We start from the raw sequence: 19766 nt of genomic DNA, 5'->3' as shown, positions 1-19766 counted from the left end.
GCATCCTCCATTCTAAGCGCGCGAGCCATGCTCGATCGCCGCACGCTCAGCCGACCTGAACGGTCCAGATCACCTGCATCCGCCAGAGCATGATCGCGACCGCGAGTGCGACGACGCCGAGGATGACGGTACTCCACCGGCTGCGTTCCAGGAGAGCCCAGATCACGCCGCCGATCGGCAGCAGCGCGGCAGAGATGAGATAGACCCAGAACTCCAGCGGATCGCCCGAGGGCGGGTTGCCGGCGAAAGGCGCGATGATCGCCATGATGACCTGCACGATGAGCAGCAGTTCGACGAGCGCGAGCGCACCGACCGAGAAGTCACTCGGACGCCGGCCCGCCAGCCCTGCAACCCCGCAGAACACGCCGGCGGCGATGGCGACGACGATCTGGAGAGTCGTGAACCAGAGGATCATCGGGCAGCCTCCGGCATGTTCATGGCGCTCTTGAGATCGCTTCCGCGCTTCTCGACGATCCCGACCAGTGCACCGTCGGGGTCGATCGCCGCGGCGAGAGCGCCGTCGAGTCGTGAAGCCTGGTTCGTGAGGCGCTTGCCGTGCCGCAGGTCGCGTGCCTCGTCCTCTGTGACATCGAGCGGCTGCAAGATCTCGGACGCCGCGATCGCCGGCGTCAGTGTCTTCGCATCCGCGAGGGCGTCGAGCTCGACTCCATCCGCGACGTCGAACGGGCCGATCCTCGTGCGCCGGAGGGCGGTGAGGTGTCCGCCTACCCCCAGGGCATCTCCCAGGTCGCGGGCGAGTGCACGGATATAAGTACCGGACGAGCAGTCCACAACGACATCGAGATCGAGGACGCCATCTCCACGGCGCTCTTCGACGACGTCGAACCGGGACACCGTGACCGCTCTCGCCTTGAGCTCCACCTGCTCGCCTGCCCGCACGAGGTCGTATGCGCGACGTCCGTCGACCTTGATCGCGGAGACGGCGCTGGGTACCTGGGATATCTCCCCGGTGAGCGCCACGATCCCTGTCTCGATCTGCTCGCTCGTCACTGCATCCACGACGGCGGCATCCGCAGCGCGGACGACCTCGCCCTCTGCATCGTCCGTGCCCGTCGACTGTCCGAGCCGGATAGTCGCCAAGTAGGTCTTGTCGGCGCCGACCACATACGTGAGCAGCCGCGTCGCGCCCTCGATGCCGATCACCAGCAGACCTGTCGCCATCGGGTCGAGCGTGCCGGCGTGTCCGACCTTGCGCGTTCCGAACGCCTTCCGTGTTCGGGCGACCACATCGTGGCTGGTCAGCCCGCCGGGCTTGTCAACGAGGAGGATGCCGGGTGCGACCATCTCCCCAGCCTATCGATGGCGACGCGCATGCTCGTCCGCCGACTACCGGGCCTCCTGGCTGTGAGACTGCGCATAGGCTGTCGGGGTGCCTGTGATCTCGACCCCCTCACCGGACCTGTCTTCGATACTCGCGGACTGGTACCACTCGGAGGCGAGAGATCTGCCGTGGCGACGAAAAGCGTTCCATGCGCGGTTCGGTGCGTGGGGCACGCTCGTCAGCGAGTTCATGCTGCAGCAGACGCCGGTGACCCGTGTGATACCGCGCCTCGAGGCCTGGCTGGAGCGCTGGCCGACGCCTACGGCCATGTCGAGCGCCACGCCGGCTGAGGTCGTGCAGCAGTGGGCGAATCTCGGTTACCCCCGGCGTGCGCTCTGGCTGCACCGCGCGGCGATCGAGATCACCGCGCGACACGGCGGCGACGTTCCGCGGAATGTCGAGGCCCTGCTCGCGCTGTCTGGCATCGGCGACTACACCGCACGAGCTGTGGCGGCATTCGCCTTCGGTGACCGGCATCCCGTCGTCGACACCAACACTCGCAGAGTGATGGCGCGCGCGCTCGAAGGCCGGTCTCAACCAGGTCCTGCCTCGCGGCGAGATCTGGTGACGATGAAAGCGTTGCTTCCTGATGCGGATGACGAGTCCGCCGTCTTCAACGCAGCCATGATGGAGCTCGGAGCCACGGTGTGCACGTCGCGAGCGCCCAAATGCGAACGGTGCCCCATCGCGGCGCAGTGCGCATGGCTGTCATCCGGTCGCCCGGACACTGGCGATGATCGCCGCAAGCAAGCGCGATATGAGGGCTCCGACCGCCAGGCTCGCGGCGCGGTGTTGAAGGCTCTGCGCGAATCGGATGCGGGTGCGGTACCGCTCGACGCGGTGATTCACGACTGGACGGATCTCGCGCAGCGAGACCGTGCGATCGATTCCCTCATCGCGGACGGGCTCGCCGAGGCGTCCGAGCAGATGCTTCGGCTGCCCCGCTGAGCAGCAGTGGACTACTGCTGATCGTCCTCATCGGCGCGCACGTAGGGATCGGCCTCGCCGGCGTGCGTGGCGGAAGAGGCGAGTTTGGCCACTTCGGCGTCTCGCTCCTGTGCCTGCCGGAGCAGCGCTGTGATGTTGTCGGCATTCTCCGGAAGCGCGTCCGGGATGAACTCCAGCGTCGGCACCAGACGGGTGCTGAGCTGCTTGCCGACCTCGCTGCGCAGCATGCCGGTCGCCGATGCGAGCGCGGCAGCGCTCGACACCCGCTCTTCGTCTGTGCCCAGCACCGTGTAGAAGGCGGACGCGTGCTGCAGGTCGCCGGAGACGCGGACATCGGTGATGGTGACGAATCCGAGGCGCGGGTCACGCAGCCCCTTCTCGAGACGCTCAGCCAGGATGACGCGAATACGGTCCGCCAGGCGTGCCTGTCGTTCTCCAGCCATTGTTCTTCTCCCCTGTGACGAATGAGGGGCGCCCGCAGGCGCCCCTCATTGTGATCAAATCAGCCGCGAGGCTTCTCGACGAGCTCGGTGGTCTCGATCTCGTCGCCGATCTGGATGTCGTTGAACTTGCCGAGCCCGATACCGGCCTCGTAGTCCGTGCGGACCTCGGTGACGTCATCCTTGAAGCGGCGCAGCGACTCGATGGCGAGGCCATCGGCGAGCACGACGCCGTCGCGGATGATACGAGCCTTGGCATTGCGTGTGATCGTTCCCGATCGCACGATGACACCGGCGATGTTGCCGAACTTCGAGGAGCGGAACACCTCGCGGATCTCGGCGACACCGGACTGGATCTCTTCGAACTCCGGCTTGAGCATGCCCTTGAGGGAGCTCTCGATCTCGTCGATCGCGGAGTAGATGACCGAGTAGAACCGGACATCCACGCCCTCACGAGCCGCGGCCTCACGGGCCTTGGGGTCGGGGCGGACGTTGAAACCCACGATGATCGCGTTGTCGATCGTCGCCAGGTTCACATCCGACTCGGTGACAGCGCCCACACCGCGGTGGATGATGCGCAGCTGCACCGTGTCGTCGACCTCGATCTTGAGCAGCGACTCCTCCAGTGCCTCGACGGCACCGGAGACGTCACCCTTGATGATGAGGTTGAGCGTCTCGACCTTGCCCTCTTCGAGCGCACGGGTGAAGTCCTCGAGCGAGATGCGCTTGCGGGCCTTGGCCAGCAGTGCGTTGCGCTCGACAGCCTCACGCTTCTCAGCGATCTGACGTGCCATGCGGTCTTCTTCGGTGACGATGAAGACGTCGCCGGCGCGCGGGACCGAGTTGAGTCCCTGCACCTGCACCGGACGTGACGGTGCTGCCTCTTCGACGGCGTCGCCGTTCTCGTCGAGCATCGCGCGGACACGGCCGTAAGCGGTGCCTGCGACGATCGAATCGCCGACACGCAGCGTTCCGGACTGGATCAGCACTGTCGCGATCGAACCACGGCCCTTGTCGAGCTTCGCCTCGATGGCGACGCCGCGTGCGGACTTGTTCGGGTTCGCCGTGAGGTCGAGGCCTGCGTCAGCGGCGAGCAGCACGGCGTCCAGGAGTTCCTGGATGCCGGTGCCGGCACGTGCCGAGACATCGACGAACATGACGTCTCCGCCGTACTCCTCGGCGACAAGGCCGTACTCGGTCAGCTGCTGACGAACCTTCGCCGGGTTGGCATCCGGCTTGTCGACCTTGTTCACCGCGACCACGATCGGCACGTTCGCCGCCTGGGCGTGGTTGAGCGCCTCGACCGTCTGCGGCATGATGCCGTCGTCGGCCGCGACCACCAGGATCGCGAGGTCGGTGACCTGCGCACCACGGGCACGCATGGCGGTGAACGCCTCGTGACCAGGTGTGTCGATGAAGGTAATGGCGCGCTCGTGGCCCTCGTGCTCGGTCCAGACCTGGTATGCACCGATGTGCTGGGTGATGCCTCCGGCCTCACCCTCGATGACGTTGGTCTGGCGGATCGCGTCGAGGAGACGGGTCTTACCGTGGTCGACGTGACCCATGACGGTGACGACCGGCGGACGGATCTCGAGGTCGTCCTCGCTCTCCTCCTCCAGCTCCTTGGCGAGATCGAGACCGAAGCCCTCGAGGAGCTCTTTGTCCTCATCCTCGGGCGAGACCATCTGGATCTTGTAGCCGAGCTCCTCACCGAGGACCTCGAAGGTCGCCTCGTCCAGCGACTCGGTGGCCGTGGCCATCTCGCCGAGGTTGAAGAGGATGGTGACAAGGGTTCCCGGCTGAACGGTGTAGCCGGTCAGCGTCTCGATCTTGTCAGCGAAGTCGGCGATCGATGCGCCGCGGCGCATGCGGATGATCTCTCCGTTGCCGCGGGTGACGTTGACGCCACCGACGACCGGAGCCGACCGCATTTCGAATTCCTGCCGCTTCGCCCTACGGGACTTGCGCTGCTTGGACTTGCCGCCTCCCTTTCCGAAGGCACCTGCGGTTCCACCGCCGGGTCCACGACCACGGCCACCGCCGCCGCCTGGACGGCCGGCGAAGCCGCCACCCGGACGTGCGCCGGGACCGCCGCCCGGTGCACCACCGGCACCGCCGGGACGACCTGGGCCGCCCGAGCGCTGCTGGAACGGTGCGCCACCAGGACGACCGGGGCCGCCGGTGCGCGGGGCACCGGGACGGGGAGATCCCGGACGCGGAGCGCCAGGGCGCGGCGCTCCGGGGCGCGGAGCCTGCGGACGCGGGATGTTTCCCGGAGTCGGGCGCTGGCCCATGCCCTGAGCGGACGCGAAGGGGTTGTTGCCAGGACGGGGGCCGGCAGGACGCTGGCCCATGCCCTGAGCGGAAGAGAAGGGGTTGTTGCCGGGGCGCGGAGCGCCGGGCTTCGGTGCGCCCGAGTCAGCTGCGGGTGCAGCGAGCTGGTCGCCTTCAGGCGCGGTCGGCGTTTCCGGTGCTGCAGGAGCTTCTGCAACCGGGGCCTCTTCGACCTTCGGCTCGGGTGCCGGCTTCGGGCCGGGCTTCGGCCCTGGTGTCGGAGCCTTCGGCCCTGGCTTGGCAGGGCCGGACTTGGCAGCAGCGGGCTTCGCCGCCGCCGGCTTCTCGTCTGCCTTGGGTTTGGCAGCACTGTCGGCCTCGATGGCCGCACGGAGCTTGCGAGCAACTGGGGGCTCGATGGTCGACGAAGGGCTCTTGACGAACTCGCCGAGCTCCTTCAGCTTTGCGAGTGCGAACTTACTGTCGACGCCGAGCTCAGCGGCAATCTCGTGTACGCGTGGTTTGGCAGCCACAATTCTCCTGTCTGGGTCGGTCTACCCAGGCAGGGCAGACCACTAGTTGCGGACGGGTCTCATTTCGAGCCGTTCACTTTGTTTCCATAGCCATTCAGCCGTTTCTCGATGGTCTGCGTGTCCAACGGATCGGACACACGGAGGGCTCGTGCGAAAGCGCGGCGCCGCAGAGCGGCTTCCATGCATTCCTGCGTCGGATGCAGCCAGGCGCCCCTCCCGGTCATCACGGCACGCTCATCGATGATGAGGACGTCGTCATGAGCCACCACTCTGAGAAGAGCGGATCGGGAAGCACGCATGCGACAACCGACGCATGTTCGTACAGCATCCATCTTACACCGCGCCGCTGGGTGGCAACTCCGCGACCTGCCGGTCAGTCGAGGATGCTGTCGGGCTGGATGTCGATCTTCGCGCCGGTCAGCTTGGCCGCGAGTCGGGCGTTCTGGCCCTCTTTACCGATCGCGAGCGACAGCTGGTAGTCAGGCACAAGAGCGCGCACGGCCTTGGTGTTGGCATCGAGCACGAAGGAACTCGTGACCTTGGCCGGCGAGAGAGCGTGGGCGACGAAGGTTGCGAGATCGACGTCGTGGTCGACGATGTCGATCTTCTCCCCCGCCAATTCTTCCGTCACGGCGCGCACTCGACGACCGAGTTCGCCGATGCAGGCGCCCTTGGCGTTGATCGACGGGTCGTTGGCCTTGACGGCGATCTTGGTGCGGTGTCCGGCTTCACGGGCGAGCGAGATGATCTCGACGAGTCCGGCCGCGATCTCGGGAACCTCCAGAGCGAACAACTTGCGCACGAGACCGGGGTGCGTGCGGGAGACCGTGATCTGGGGGCCTTTGAGTCCCTTCGAGACCGCGGTCACGTACACGCGCAGACGGGAGCCATGGGCGTAATCCTCACCCGGCACCTGCTCCTCAGGCGGAAGGATCGCCTCTACGCTGCCGAGATCGACGTGGATCATGCGCGGGTTCGGCCCCTGCTGGATGACGCCGGCGACGATGTCGCCTTCTTTGCCCTTGAACTCGCCGAGGACGGCTTCGTCGGCGATGTCGCGCAGGCGCTGGCTGATGACCTGCTTGGCCGCGAACGCGCCGATGCGGCCGAAGTCGTCGGGGGTGGCATCCTCTTCGCCGATGATGGCGCCGTCTTCGTCTTTGACCGGCTGAAGCACGGCGACGTGACCGGTCTTGCGGTCCAGTTCGACGCGAACACCCTCAGGGATGTTGCCCTCTTCCGAGACGTGCTTGCCGTATGCCGTCAGAACGGCCTGCTCGATGATCGCGACGAGTTCGTCGAAGGGAATCGCCTTCTCCTTCTCGATCCCGCGCAGCAGCCCCAGTTCGATGTCCATTACGGCCTCCCTATTCAGCTCTCGTCGCGCAGGTTCACACGCGCGACATCCGTACAACGATACCCCGTGTGCGCAGGTCAGTGCCACGACAACAGGCGCGTCGGCACAGCGCGGGGCCATAGCGGAGAGGAGGTCCAGAGCAGTCCGCACGCGAGAGGCGGTCGCCGCGAGTCACGAGCGACCGCCTCTCGCCTCATCTCATGCGCGGTAGGACTGCACGACGGCCGGTCGCGGTGCGTTCGGCACGTCACCGGGTGCGCTCGACCCGTAGTCGGGGAAGAGGGAGTTCGGAGTCTCGAACGTGCCGTCTTCACCGGGGTGCTGCACGGCGACGAAGACCAGTCCCTCCTTGTCGTGGATGACCGGACCGCAGGTCTCGGCATCCCGCGGCACTGCGAGGAACTGCTGAACGTTGCCGCGCTCTGTCCCGGTGAGCGGCACTTTGAACAGACCATCAGCCCGCCCGATCGTGCTCGGGGCACCGTCGGTCGAGATCCACAGATTGCCCTCCGAGTCGAAAGCGACGTTGTCGGGGCAGGAGATGGGCGAGACGAGCTCCTTCGGGAAACCGGCGAAGTACGCGCCCTCGAAGGTGGCCGGGTCACCGCACAGGAGCAGGATGCTCCAGCCGAACGTCGTGCCGGCCTGTCCGGCCGTCTCGGTGAGCTCGATCACGTGACCGTAGCGGTTTCCGGTGACGGGGTTCGCTTCGTCGAGTTCGCTGCGGCGCGAGTTGTTCGTGAGTGCGACATAGACCTTGCCGGTGAGCGGGTTCGGCTCGACATCCTCGGGCCGATCCATCTTGGTGGCGCCCACCGCGTCTGCGGCAAGACGGGTGTAAACCAGCACCTGCTCGGTGCTGAATCCCGGCACGACGCTCTTGCCGCCCTGTGTCAGGGGCACCCAGGCGCCGGTGCCGTCGAAGGCACCGTCGGAGGGAAGCGCGCCGCTGCCGGTGATCTCGGCGAGCGGCGAGTTACCGCTGAAGGTTGCGACGTACAGGTCACCCTCGCTCAGCAGGTTCAGATTCTTCTTGCGAGACCCGGACATGCGGTTCTTCGAGACGAACTTGTAGAGGTAGTCACCGCGCTCGTCGTCGCCCATGTACGCGACCACGCGGCCATCCTCCGCCACGTGCACGTTCGCACCCTCGTGCTTGAGTCGGCCCATGGCGGTGTGCTTGCGCGGGGTGGAGGTCGGGTCTTGCGGATCGATCTCGACGATGTAGCCGAAGCGGTTCGGTTCGTTGACGTAGCCGGGGTGGTGCGCGTCGAACCGCGGGTCATACGTCTCCCAGCCCGTCGATGTGGACGTCGTGCTCGAACTCGAATAGCGCTTCTGCTCTGCCGTGTCCGCGGCCCAGGCGAAGTATCCGTTGAAGTTCTCCTCGCCAGAGAGGACCGTGCCCCACGGTGTCGTACCGCCGGCGCAGTTGCCGAGTGTGCCGAGAACCCAGCGCCCCTCAGGGTCCGCCGCGGTCTTGACGAGGTCGGAGCCGGCAGCAGGACCGGTGAGCTCGAACACTGTCTCGACCGTTATCCGACGGTTGCGGCGGCCGTCCACCACGTACGCCCATGGTTCGCCGACCTTGCGGCGCGCGATGTCGACGACCGACATTCCCTGAGCGGCCTTGTAGATCTCGCCGCGGCGCTGCAGCTCTGCGACGTCGGCCGTGGCCGGGAACATGAGGTTCGGGTTGACGTATTCATGGTTGTTCACCAATACGCCTGTCTTGCCGCTCGGGTCCGGGATGATGTCGAGGTAGTCGCAGTTGTACCCGAACTGTCCCTCCTGTGCCTCAGCCGTCTGCCCGAGGATGTCGAAGGCGGGAGTCCGGGAGAACAGCGGGTCGCCCCAGCGGATCAACGGCCGCCAGGTGTATCCCTCGGGCACTGTGAAGGCGTCGACCTCTGCAGGCACCGAGGCGATCGGGCCGAAGGAGAGCCCGGCGGTGCCCGGCTTGCCGCTGGACACGCCGAGACCCCCGACCCCGCCAGCTCCCGGGGTCGATACAGGTGCGGTGCGGTCGACACCGACCGCGATCGCCACCGCAGCCGCAGCGCCGAGGCCGAACAGCGCTCGTCGAGAGAACACCGCCGAGGCGATGGAGCGGAAGTCCTGGTTCGCCGAGGTGTTGCATTCCGGTCCGAGACACGCATTCGCGCACTTCAGTTCACAGGTGACAGCGGAACGCTTGCCGCGCACATGGTCGGCCATCGGAAGCGGCCGGCGGATGTTGTCTGCAATGGTCATCGAATCCTCCTCGTCGGGTGATCCGGTCAGCATCCTCGCGTCAGGTGACCGATGAGTGAACGGCCGCTGAACCGTTCCGAGTACGCATCGGCGCAGCGCAGTTCCCCTCCGCACCGACTTCGTCGCCATCGAGCCACTCCGTGTCGACGCAATGGCAACCAGTCGGCAACCCCGGCGCACGAGGGTGACCAGGTCACCCAGGCGATCCCGGCTCAGTAACAACGGCTGGTCGCCGTCTCCCACTCCTCCCACTCGAAGGATCCACCCCTTGCGATCAGCACGATCACTTCCCATCCGCCGCACCCGGCTCGCGGCTCGATGTACAGCCGGCGCTCTCACCGTTGGCGTCGCCGCGAGCCTGCTCCTGGCTGCGGCGCCGCCGGCCTCAGCGCAATCCACGACCGACGACGGCGCTGACCTGGCGTCACGTTTCACCTTCGCCGTCCTGCCGGACACCCAGTTCTATTCGCGGTACTCCGCCGAGCAATTCCAGCCCCGGTACGGCACGGATCCGTTCGCCACCCAGACTCAATGGATCGCGGACAACGCAGAAACGCTGCACATCCCTTTCACTGCTCACGTCGGTGACGTCGTCGACCGCGCCAATGTCGCGGCCGAGTGGCAAGCCGCAGACGACGCCATCAGCATTCTGGAGGAGGCCGGTCAGTCGTACTCGATACTCACCGGCAACCATGATGTGCTCGACAGCAGTGACACCCTGGTCGACACGGACTACGATCTGACGGCCGAGCCGTTCCTGAAATGGTTCGGGACCGATCGTGCTGCGAGCGATCCCTCCTATCAGGGCAGTGATCCGACCGGATTCAGTCGGTACCACATCTTCGAAGCCGAGGGTCAGCAGTTCATGGTGCTGACACTCCCCTGGCGGGTCTCGGATGCCACCCTCGCCTGGGCGGACTCCGTGATGGCAGAGCATCCGACATTGCCGGTGATCCTCACCAGCCACGAGGTGCTCAACATCGAGGCCGACGGCGAGACTCCGCGCGAGACCGACTACGGACTGATGCTCTGGGACAAGCTCATCGCGGGCAACGACCAGATCTTCCTCACGTTCAACGGTCACTTCCACGGCGCGTCGCGCCTGACGAAGATCAACGACTTCGGCCACGAGGTGCACGAAGTGCTGATCGACTATCAGATGGCGTACGAGGGCGGAAACGGCTACCTCGGCCTGTTCGAGTTCGATCTGACGAACGGACGGATCACCGCCCAGACGGCTTCGCCCTGGGTGGTGTCGAAGCCACAGGAGACCCTCACCAGCTACGACCAGCCGTTCCTCGAGGGCGCACAGCAGCAGTACGGCATCGACATAGACTTCGCGGCGCGCTTCGCCGGATTCGACCCGACATTCGGCGAGGGCTCCACGCCCGATGAGCCTTCGCTGACGCAGCGCGCCAGAGACATCCTCCTGGACGGGTTCGACGGTCCTGATCCGATCGACACCGAGCTTCCCGGTGATGAGCGCGACTTCGTCGAAGCAGAAGGCACGGTCGCTCACTGGCGATTCAACGGCCTCGACGGCGTGGTAGACGCCGACACGGTCATCGAGGACGTCGCCGGCGACAACGACCTGCGGCGAGTGGACCCAGCCTCGACCAACGCGGTCGGAGCCGAGTGGGGTGACGTCACGGTCGAGAGCACCGACGTGCACGGCTTCTCGTCCGATGGTGCGGCTGTGTGCTTCGCCGACTCCTCCGCGACCCGTTACAGCTACCTGACGACCGCTGCCGATGCCGCGATCAACGATGTCGACCTCTCGGAGGGCTACACGATCGAGACATTCGTGAAACTGGATGCCGACTGGACCGCAGCGCAGAACGGCTGGTCCAAGGCTCTGGTGCGCACTGGCAACCGCTCCTGGACCGAGATGCCGCCCAGCCAGTGGGACTACACCGCGTCGCCGACGGCACTGGGCATCTCGAACCTGCGCGAGTTCCAGTACTCCAGCCTCTCCGCGGAAGCCTCCAAGGGCGACCGCGTCAACTGGTCGGGCGAGATCATGACCGGGAGCTGGTCTCACGTCGCGATCGTGAACGACCCTGACACGCGGACCACGACGATGTACGTCGACGGCGCCCCCGTTCTCCGCAACGCCGTCGACACCGTCGGCATGACATGGAATGACGGCATGCCGTGGATCCTCGGGGCGGACTGGGTCGATGACGCCGCGCGCAACGGTTGGCACGGATGCATCGGCGAGACGCGCATCATCGACCGCGCCACGACACCGGCTGATTGGCTGACGCAGCGCGCTGATCTGAGCGGACTGCAGGTCTCCTCCGCACCCACCGGAATGCTGCCCGCCGGTACAGAGACCGTGACGTTCAGCGGCATGGGTCTGCCGGGTGCCGACGTTCTCGTCACCACGTCGGATCCGGCAGCGGGCGATGCCGTGGCCGCTGCCGCGTCGACGCCATCCGCCGCTTCCTCGGCGGCTGCGATCGTGGACGCTGATGGTCGCTGGACGCTCGCTCTGACCGGACTCTCCGCCGGGTCGTACGACGCGCAGGTCGTCCAATCCTTGGGTGCACGTACGTCGGATCCGGTGGCGGCGCAGTTCTCGATCGCCGCGGCCTCCGAACCGACGCCGTCGCCCACCCCGACCGCACCAGGAGAAGGCGGTGGATCGGGTTCGGAACCCGGAGGCGGCACCGGCGGCACGGCTGAAGGCGCGCTGCCTGCCACCGGACTCGATCAGAGCCTTCTGATGTCGTTGCTCGCGTTGGGCGGTGCATTGCTGGCGGTCGGCGCGACGGTCGCTTTCCGTGCACGTCGTCGTACACGCGACTGACCGACTGAAGACGCACACGATCACGATCGCCTGCTCCCCATTCGGCGGGGCAGGCGATCGTCGTACCGGCTTCAGCCCGCGGAATCGAGCGCGTTGATCGCGTCGATGAGGCGGTAGAGCCCGCCGACCTCGCGCTGGCGCAGATGCAGCGACAATCGCGGCAGATCCACGCGGTCGCGGTCGGCGACTTCGATCGGGAGTGCGGTGCTCAGTGCGATCCGGCCCTCCACCAGGAGTGAAGCGAACTCGGTGTTCAGCATCTCGATCTCGGCATCCGTCGGCGCGTTCTTCAGCCGAAGCACAAGCAGATCATCGATCCAGCGCAACGAGTCGTAGTTGCGCCAGAATCCGGTGATCTCGGCGACGGCTTCTTCCGCCGAGTCCGTCACCAGCACGCGGTCGAAATCGTCAGCCGAGATGACTCCGGCCGGAATCAGGCTCTCGACGATGAACCGTTCGAGCCCCTTCCAGAAGGTGCCCCCTGGTTGGTCGAGCAGCACGATCGGCATGGGCTCCGCCTTGCCGGTCTGCTGCAGCGTCAACAGCTCGAACATCTCGTCCAAGGTGCCGAAGCCCCCGGGCAGACAGATGAATCCGGTCGACTCCTTGACGAGCATGAGCTTCCGTGTGAAGAAGTACTTCATCTCCACGCGGTGCGTGTCGTCGGCGACGACGGCATCCGGCTTCTCCTCGAACGGAAGACGGATCGAGACGCCGAGCGCCATCTTCTCGCCCGCGCCTTCGGCCGCCGCCTGCATGATGCCGGGACCGGCACCGGTCACGACCATCCACCCGCGTTCTGCGAGCACGGATGCCACCGAGCGCGCCTGCACGTAGAGCGGGTCATCCTGCCGCGTTCGTGCCGAGCCGAACACGGTGACCTTCGGCACACCCGCATACGGCTGGAAGAGACGGAACGCGTCGCGCATCTCTACAAGGGCCGCCGATGCGATCTTCAGATCGAGCCGCTCCGTGTCTTCCTGACCGAGAAGAATACTCGTGCTGAGCATTCTGCGGATCAGCGCCCGGTTGGTCGTGATCCCCGCGTCAGCCATGATCTCATCGACCGCGGCGGTCAGTTCGTCGGGCTGCACGTCGTTCATGTCAGCGACTCAGCCGCTCGATCGCTTCGTCCAACGAGAGCTCGTCGCGCTCCCCCGTGCGGCGGTCCCAGAGTTCCACCTGGCCCTCGGCGGCACCACGTCCGATGACGAGCACACGCGGGACGCCGACGAGCTCGGCATCGCCGAACTTCACACCGGGCGACACCTTCGGACGATCGTCGTAGAGCACGTCGAGACCGGCAGCCTCCAGCGTGGCTGAGGCCTTCTCTGCGACCTCGTACGCGATCTGGTCGCGACCGGCCGCCACGACGTGCACGTCGAACGGCGCGACCGATGCGGGCCAGATGAGGCCCTTGTCGTCGTTGTGGAGTTCGGCGATGATCGCGAGGATGCGGGTGATGCCGATGCCGTAGGAGCCCATCGTCACGGTGACGAGCTTGCCGTTCTCGTTGAGAACCTTGAGCCCCAGGGCCTCGGCGTACTTGCGGCCGAGCTGGAAGACGTGGCCGATCTCCATGCCGCGTGCGAGTGACACGGGACCTGAGCCGTCGGGTGCAGGGTCGCCGTCGCGGACGTTGGCGATCTCGACGATTCCGTCGGCTTCGAAGTCGCGACCCGCGACAACCGAGTACGCGTGCTTCTGGTCGATGTTGGCCCCAGTGATCCAGCGGGTGCCCTCGGAGACGCGAGGGTCGACGAGGTAGCGGATATCGGTGGCGGATTCTTCGCCCAGTACGGCGCCGGTCGGCGACCACGGGCCGATGTAGCCCTTCACGAGGAGCGGGTTGTTCTCGAAGTCGTCTTCTGTCGCGGTGGAGACCTCGGCAGGGGCGAAGGCGACCTCAGCGCGCTTCTCATCGATCTCGCGGTCGCCGGGGAGCCCGACGATGACGAGCTCGCGCGTGCCATCGAGGTGAGTCAGGGCGAGCACGACGTTCTTGAGAGTGTCGGCCGCCGTGTACTCGCCGTCGAGCACCGCATTCGAGTGCGCGACGAGCGTCTCGATCGTGGGCGTGTTCGGGGAGTCGAAGATCGTCGCGGCGGGAGCGTCATCGAACGGGACGGCGTCAGGAACTGCGGTGGTGAATGCCTCGACGTTGGCGGCGTAGCCGCCTTCGCTGCGCACGAACGTGTCTTCACCGACGGGAGTCGGGTGCAGGAACTCCTCGCTGCGCGATCCGCCCATGGCGCCGGCATCCGCCTGCACGATGACGTACTCGAGGCCGAGACGCTGGAAGATGCGCTCGTAGGCATCGCGCTGTGCCATGTAGCTGACGTCGAGTCCCTCGTCCGAGGCGTCGAACGAATAGGCGTCCTTCATGGTGAACTCGCGGCCGCGCAGCAGCCCGGCCCGAGGGCGGGCCTCATCGCGGTACTTGTCCTGGATCTGATAGAGCGTGAGCGGCAGATCCTTGTACGACGAGTACAGGTCCTTCACGAGCAACGTGAACGCCTCTTCGTGCGTGGGGGCGAGCAGGTAATCGGCTTCCTTGCGATCCTGCAATCGGAACAGCAGGTCGCCGTACTCATCCCAGCGTCCGGTGGCCTGGTAGGGCTCGCGCGGCATGAGGGCGGGAAAATGCACCTCCTGCGCACCGGCGTTCGCCATCTCCTCACGGACGATGGTCTCGATCTTCGCCTTGACCTTCAGGCCCAGTGGGAGCCACGCGAAGATGCCTGCCGCCTGGCGACGGATGTAGCCGGCGCGGAGCAGCAGTTTGTGACCGATGACCTCCGCTTCGGCGGGGTCTTCACGGAGCGTGCGGAGGAAGAATTTCGAGAGACGAGTGACCACGCGTCAAGTCTAGTGACCGTGGTCACCCGTTCTCCGACGCGCGTCAGTTCAGCGCACGGGTGCTGGCGGGGATGACGCCGTCTGCGTACAGACTCACTGCGACGTCCTGCACCGCGGTGAGCGCGACACGCTGGATCATCGGACCGTAGGAGATGCGTGCCACTCCCAGTGCTTCGTACTCGGCGGCGGTCAGGGCGCCGGGGAGACCGATGACGCTGATCTTGCGCTCGCCGATCCCTTCGACGAGCTGGCGAGTGACATCGGCGTCGAGGATGCCGGGGATGAACACGCTGGTCGCGCCCACGTCGAGGAACGCGCGGCCGCGCTCGATGGCATCCGCGATGCTCGCCTCGACGGGACGATCGCCACCGCGCACGAAGGCGTCGGTGCGGGCGTTGAGCGCGAACGGCACACCCTCCGCCTCACCGGCCTTCACGATCGCCTCCATGACTGCGACGGATTCCGCAAGAGGCTTCAGGCGGTCTTCGACGTTCGCGCCGACGATGCCGGCGGCGATCGCAAGGCGAGTGGTCTCCCCCGCGTCGTCATAGCCGTCATCGAGATCAGCGGAGACGGGCAACTCCGTGGATGCCGCGATCCGACCGACCATGTCGATCATGAGGTCGCGCGGGATCTGGCCGTCGGCGTATCCGAAGGTCGCGGCGATGGAGTGGCCGGCGGTGGCGAGGGCAGTGGTCTGCGAAACATCGGCGATCGCTTTCGCCGAGATCACATCCCACACGTTGACGACGCGGAGGATCTCCGGTGCGTGGTAAAGGGCGATGAGGCTCTGAGCCTTCTCTGCAGCGGTCATGTCTCCACGCTAATGCCGTGGATGCAACCTCGGGTCGGCTTAGGGTGAAGTCATGCCTCAGCGTCGATCACACATCGCCCCGTCCGCCGTCGAGAGCGAACTCGCCGACGCGCTCGCCGCGCTCCGCGAGGACCTGGACACACCCACCGAGTTCTCACCGGAGGCCATGGTCGAAGCCGAGGCCGCCACCGCGCCGGAGCCCGATCTGAATCTGCGCGACGTGCCGTTCGTCACACTCGACCCGCTGGGCGCCAAAGATCTTGATCAGGCGATGCATCTCGCTCGCCGCGGTTCAGGTTTCGAGGTGCGTTATGCGATCGCGGACGTTCCCGCGTTCGTCACGCCGGGCGGGGCGGTGGATGCCGCAGCCCGTGAGCGCGGTCAGACGCTGTATGCGGCGGACGGTTCGATCCCGTTGCACCCGAGGGTTCTCAGCGAGGATCGGGCCTCCCTGCTGCCGGAGCAGGACCGGCCCGCCCTCGTGTGGACGTTCGATCTGGATGGCACCGGGGTCGTGTCGGAGTTCCGGTTGGAGCGCGCACTCATCCGATCGCGCGCACAGCTCGACTACGTGAGTGCGCAGCACGCGCTCGACCGCGGCGAGGAGTCGCCTCTGGCGCTGCTTCCCGTGATCGGCGGACTGCGGCAGGAACTCGAGGCGCAACGCGGAGGCGCCAGCCTGAACCTTCCCGACTCAGAGGTAGTGCAACGTGAAGACGGCACGTACGACATCGACCGCCAGCATCCGCTGCCGCTTGAGGCGTGGAACGCACAGTTGTCGCTCATGACGGGCATGGCCGCGGCATCGCTGATGATCGACGCCAAGGTGGGAGTGCTGCGCACGATGCCAGAGCCGGATGCGAAGGCATTCGACGCGTTCCGTCGACAGACCAAGGCATTGGGGCGACCATGGAAGGACGGCGAGTACGGGGAGTATCTCCGCTCGCTGGATCGCGACGATCCACTCACGCAGCCGGTCCTTGAGGCCGCGGCGTCGCTGTTCCGTGGAGCGGGTTACGTGACGTTCGACGGGTCGGTTCCCGCCGACATCGAGCAGGCGGCCATCGCGGCACCGTATGCCCACGCCACTGCTCCCCTTCGCAGGCTGGTCGATCGTTGGGCACTGGCGATCTGTCTCGCGGTGTCCCGAGATGAGGAGATTCCCGATTGGGCACGCGAGTCGCTCACCGAGCTTCCCGCCCTCATGCAGCAATCAGGCCAGCGAGCCTCTCGGCTCAATGCCGACACCGTCAACCGCGTCGAAGCGGCCCTGCTCACGCCGCTGGTCGGTTCCCTCATCGAGGCGACCGTCATCGAGGTGAGAGAAGATCGCGCGACGATCCAGATCGCGGACCCTGCAGTGACGGCATCCGCTCCCCTGCCTGCGAGCGCGAAACCGGGCGACACGGTGTCGGTTCGTCTTGTGCGCGCGGACATCGGCAAGGGCGAGGTGGAGTTCGCCGAAGCCCGGCAGTAGGACGATGAGGAGCATGCGACAGATCCCACGCCTTGACGCCGCCGGAATTCGATCCTGACATGAGCGGCTGGCATCTCGATCGCCTCAACCCCGCCCAGGTGGCGTGGGTTGAGGCGAGGCTTCGTGAACCCCGATTGGTGAGCGACATGTCCTGGAATCTCATCGAATCGATCGTGCTCCGATTGCGCACGTCAAGCGGAGACGAGGTGGTGGTCAAGGCCGGAGATTCCACCAACCATCACATCGACCGCGAGATCGCTGCGCACCCGACGTACACGCAGCCGCTGACCTCGACGGGCCATGCGGCGAGGATGCTCGACGCCTTCCCCGAGCAGCGCGTGATGCTGCTGGACTATCTGCCGGGCCACCTCCTCGAGGGGACTGACGCAGAGCTCCAGCCTGATGCATACGCTCAGGCTGGTTCGCTGCTGCGCAGGCTGCACACGCAGACGAGCCGCGAAGACGACGAGTACGAGGAGAGGACGACGGCTCGGGCGCTGTCCTGGTTCGACCGACCGCACCGACTCGACGCGGATGCCGAGCGGGAGGCACGCCGCATCCTGGAAGCGGATTCGGCACCGATGGTGTCGGTCGTGCCGACTCACGGTGATTGGCAGCCACGGAACTGGCTGATCGATGAGGGCACCGTGCGCGTGATCGATTTCGGTCGCTTCGCGTTCCGTCCCGCGGCGACGGATCTCGTCCGACTGGCGGCGAAGCAGTGGCGCGGACGGCCAGACCTCGAACACGCGTTCCTCGACGGATATGGTGAGGACCCCCGCGACCAGGAGCGCTGGCGTCTCCACGAGCTGCGCGAGGCGATCGGCACCGCCTGCTGGGCCTACCAGGTCGGCGACGAGGCGTTCGAGGCGGAGGGGCATCGCATGCTGGCAGACGCGCTGGCGGCGTTCTGAGCTGGGTCGACCGTGTCATCGCGGACGTGACGCAACGTCCTCGAAACACGGTACTGAGACGATGAATCCATGTGGCACATCCGTCCTGACGATCTCACCGGTGAAGCGATCCGTGCGCTCGTGGCGGAACATCTGTCACACATGCACAGTCTGTCTCCGGCGGAGAGCGTCCACGCACTCGACCTCACGGCGATGCGGAAGCCCGGCCTGACGATGTTCACGGCCTGGAACGGCACGGTTCTCGGCGGTATGGCCGCACTGCAGCGGCTGGACACGCGTCACGGCGAGCTCAAGTCGATGCGCACCACCGCAGCGGCGCGCGGACGCGGCGCCGGGCGCGCGCTACTCCAGCACGTCGTGAACCACGCACGCACCGAGGGACTCGCCTCGCTATCGCTCGAGACCGGAACCGAGAACGAGTTCGCCCCCGCACGCGCGCTCTACGTCAGCGAAGGCTTCGTCGAGTGCGGACCTTTCGCTGACTATGCCGAGGATCCGCTGTCGGTCTTCATGACTCGCGCGCTGTGACACTGTTCGCGTCACGCCGCAGCGGGGATCACCTTCGTCGTCATGACCAGCAGTTGCGGATCGGACAGATCGAGTGCCACCTGGACGCGCGAGAACGCCGACAGAGCGTCGACGTGCGTGCCACCGCACAGGATCACGGCCTCGCCTTCGGGCAGTTCGCACCGCCAGCGGCGACGATCGATGATGCTGGGCCCATCAGTCTCGACCCGACTGGCGGCGCCTGACGCAACCCACTCCGCAAGTTTCTCGTTGATGGCATCCTCGCGCTCTGAAAGAGTCGCGGCGAACGTCTCGGTGTCGAATCCGGCCTTGCGGAGGCTCTTACCCAGTCGGTACTCGTCGACGCTGCCGTCTTCATGAATGCGGCTGGACTGATTCGCTCGGGCCTCGAAGTCAGGTGAACCCAGTGCATCCGTCCCGGGATCCTTGCGCCAGAGGTCTGCGACGGAGAGATCCAGCGCCAGCGACGCGAGGTGGCACGCCGTGTGTCCTCGGCTCAGCCCGACCCGACGCACAGCATCCACGTCGAGGCGCACACCGGAACCATCGACCAACCACGCGGGCGCTTCGCCGTCCAGGCGGTGGCCGACGAGCCAGGTCCAGCCCTCGGCGCCGCGCTTGACGGGGATGTCGGCGCCGACGGCGAACTCACCCGCATCGCTGACAGCTGCCATCACTGCCTCGGCGACAGCGACGCGCTCACCGTCAGAGCTCAACACACCGGCATCCCCCGGCTGATCCGGCCACGTGTGATCCACCGGATGGAATGGTGTCTCATCAACGACGACCACGGTGCCAGCGGGCATCCGCTCTACGTGCAAGACCACGCCTTCGCCGCTCACGGCACCGGACGCGAACGTGACGTTCGTCGCCTGCATCAGTGAGCCGGCGGAATCGTGAAGCTCGCCAGTTTGTCTCCGTCGACGACGAAGATGCCGTCGGACTCCCCGTTGAACACGCGGCTGGACCAACCGAATCGAATGCGAGTGGTGTCACCCGACGTGTCCGCGGACAGAACTGTCATCTTCGCGCCGGCCCCGATCGCGTCGCTCTCCGCCCAGCCGCGCACGCCCTCCGGCCCGGCCTTTACCGTTCCCCAGTCGCTCACGAAACCTTCGGGTGTGAACGCAGCGACGAACGCTTCGGTGTCGGCGTTGTTGATCGATTCGACGAGCGCCTGCACCGGCGCGGGAAGGGTGATCTCAGTCATCATGT

Annotated in this window: 17 protein-coding genes; 5 read left to right on the top strand and 12 right to left on the bottom strand. The window is 66.2% G+C overall.

Annotated elements, in window-relative coordinates; all coding sequences use genetic code 11:
• Window positions 1-46 precede the first annotated feature (46 nt).
• Window positions 47-415, bottom strand: a complete 369-nt coding sequence (locus tag QFZ46_RS16930; protein ID WP_307363370.1) for a hypothetical protein — start codon at window positions 413-415, stop codon at window positions 47-49.
• Window positions 412-1305: a tRNA pseudouridine(55) synthase TruB gene (gene truB / locus QFZ46_RS16925; protein WP_307363369.1), complete on the bottom strand. Its 894-nt coding sequence runs from the start codon at window positions 1303-1305 to the stop codon at window positions 412-414. Before truB ends, QFZ46_RS16930 begins: the two co-directional genes overlap by 4 nt.
• 85 nt (window positions 1306-1390) lie before the next feature.
• Here truB and QFZ46_RS16920 point away from each other — a divergent pair, with 85 nt between their 5' ends.
• Window positions 1391-2290, top strand: a complete 900-nt coding sequence (locus QFZ46_RS16920) for an A/G-specific adenine glycosylase (RefSeq protein ID WP_307363368.1) — start codon at window positions 1391-1393, stop codon at window positions 2288-2290.
• An 11-nt stretch (window positions 2291-2301) separates the two neighbouring features.
• Here the strand turns inward: QFZ46_RS16920 and rbfA are convergent, their stop codons facing one another.
• From rbfA to QFZ46_RS16895, 5 genes are all read right to left on the bottom strand, one after another.
• A complete protein-coding gene (rbfA, locus tag QFZ46_RS16915; protein ID WP_307363367.1) occupies window positions 2302-2733 on the bottom strand; it encodes a 30S ribosome-binding factor RbfA in 432 nt (143 codons plus the stop codon).
• Window positions 2734-2792: 59 nt separating this feature from the next.
• Entirely contained in the window at window positions 2793-5537 is a 2745-nt protein-coding gene (infB, locus tag QFZ46_RS16910; protein WP_307363366.1) for a translation initiation factor IF-2, read from the bottom strand.
• 59 nt (window positions 5538-5596) lie between these two features.
• Window positions 5597-5869: a YlxR family protein gene (locus QFZ46_RS16905; protein WP_307363365.1), complete on the bottom strand. Its 273-nt coding sequence runs from the start codon at window positions 5867-5869 to the stop codon at window positions 5597-5599.
• A gap of 41 nt (window positions 5870-5910) precedes the next feature.
• Window positions 5911-6894 (bottom strand): transcription termination factor NusA, encoded by a 984-nt coding sequence (gene nusA / locus QFZ46_RS16900; RefSeq protein ID WP_307363364.1) that lies wholly within the window; start codon window positions 6892-6894, stop codon window positions 5911-5913.
• A gap of 198 nt (window positions 6895-7092) precedes the next feature.
• Window positions 7093-9147 carry a PhoX family protein gene (locus tag QFZ46_RS16895; protein ID WP_307363363.1) on the bottom strand — a complete coding sequence of 685 codons (2055 nt, stop codon included), beginning with the start codon at window positions 9145-9147 and terminating at the stop codon, window positions 7093-7095.
• Between the two features lie 268 nt (window positions 9148-9415).
• Here QFZ46_RS16895 and QFZ46_RS16890 point away from each other — a divergent pair, with 268 nt between their 5' ends.
• Entirely contained in the window at window positions 9416-11959 is a 2544-nt protein-coding gene (locus QFZ46_RS16890; RefSeq protein WP_307363362.1) for a LamG-like jellyroll fold domain-containing protein, read from the top strand.
• A 71-nt stretch (window positions 11960-12030) separates the two neighbouring features.
• On the opposite strand, the gene QFZ46_RS16885 is transcribed toward QFZ46_RS16890, so the two are convergent.
• Genes QFZ46_RS16885 through QFZ46_RS16875 form a run of 3 tightly spaced genes read right to left on the bottom strand, consistent with a single transcriptional unit; the run spans window position 12031 to window position 15632 of the window.
• Window positions 12031-13062 (bottom strand): LOG family protein, encoded by a 1032-nt coding sequence (locus tag QFZ46_RS16885; RefSeq protein WP_307363361.1) that lies wholly within the window; start codon window positions 13060-13062, stop codon window positions 12031-12033.
• A 1-nt stretch (window position 13063) separates the two neighbouring features.
• Window positions 13064-14818 (bottom strand): proline--tRNA ligase, encoded by a 1755-nt coding sequence (locus QFZ46_RS16880; RefSeq protein ID WP_307363360.1) that lies wholly within the window; start codon window positions 14816-14818, stop codon window positions 13064-13066.
• 43 nt (window positions 14819-14861) lie between these two features.
• Window positions 14862-15632, bottom strand: coding sequence for an isocitrate lyase/PEP mutase family protein (locus QFZ46_RS16875; protein WP_307363359.1), 771 nt, complete (start codon window positions 15630-15632; stop codon window positions 14862-14864).
• A gap of 52 nt (window positions 15633-15684) precedes the next feature.
• Between QFZ46_RS16875 and QFZ46_RS16870 the strand changes: the two genes are divergently transcribed.
• The 3 genes from QFZ46_RS16870 to QFZ46_RS16860 all read left to right on the top strand — a co-directional run bounded on the left by QFZ46_RS16870 (window position 15685) and on the right by QFZ46_RS16860 (window position 18551).
• Window positions 15685-17109 carry an RNB domain-containing ribonuclease gene (locus QFZ46_RS16870; protein ID WP_307363358.1) on the top strand — a complete coding sequence of 475 codons (1425 nt, stop codon included), beginning with the start codon at window positions 15685-15687 and terminating at the stop codon, window positions 17107-17109.
• Window positions 17110-17168: 59 nt separating this feature from the next.
• The gene (locus tag QFZ46_RS16865; protein ID WP_307363357.1) at window positions 17169-18023 is read left to right on the top strand and encodes an aminoglycoside phosphotransferase family protein; all 855 of its coding nucleotides are present in this window, start codon (window positions 17169-17171) and stop codon (window positions 18021-18023) included.
• Window positions 18024-18092: 69 nt separating this feature from the next.
• Window positions 18093-18551 (top strand): GNAT family N-acetyltransferase, encoded by a 459-nt coding sequence (locus QFZ46_RS16860; RefSeq protein ID WP_307363356.1) that lies wholly within the window; start codon window positions 18093-18095, stop codon window positions 18549-18551.
• Window positions 18552-18562: 11 nt separating this feature from the next.
• On the opposite strand, the gene QFZ46_RS16855 is transcribed toward QFZ46_RS16860, so the two are convergent.
• Window positions 18563-19357 carry a hypothetical protein gene (locus tag QFZ46_RS16855; RefSeq protein ID WP_307363355.1) on the bottom strand — a complete coding sequence of 265 codons (795 nt, stop codon included), beginning with the start codon at window positions 19355-19357 and terminating at the stop codon, window positions 18563-18565.
• Between the two features lie 71 nt (window positions 19358-19428).
• Window positions 19429-19761, bottom strand: coding sequence for a nuclear transport factor 2 family protein (locus QFZ46_RS16850; RefSeq protein ID WP_307363354.1), 333 nt, complete (start codon window positions 19759-19761; stop codon window positions 19429-19431).
• Window positions 19762-19766 lie beyond the last annotated feature (5 nt).

The organism is Microbacterium murale, from assembly GCF_030815955.1.
Taxonomy (GTDB): domain Bacteria; phylum Actinomycetota; class Actinomycetes; order Actinomycetales; family Microbacteriaceae; genus Microbacterium; species Microbacterium murale_A.
The sequence above is the reverse complement of the archived record's forward strand: the minus strand, read 5'-3'. Positions and strand labels throughout refer to the sequence as shown.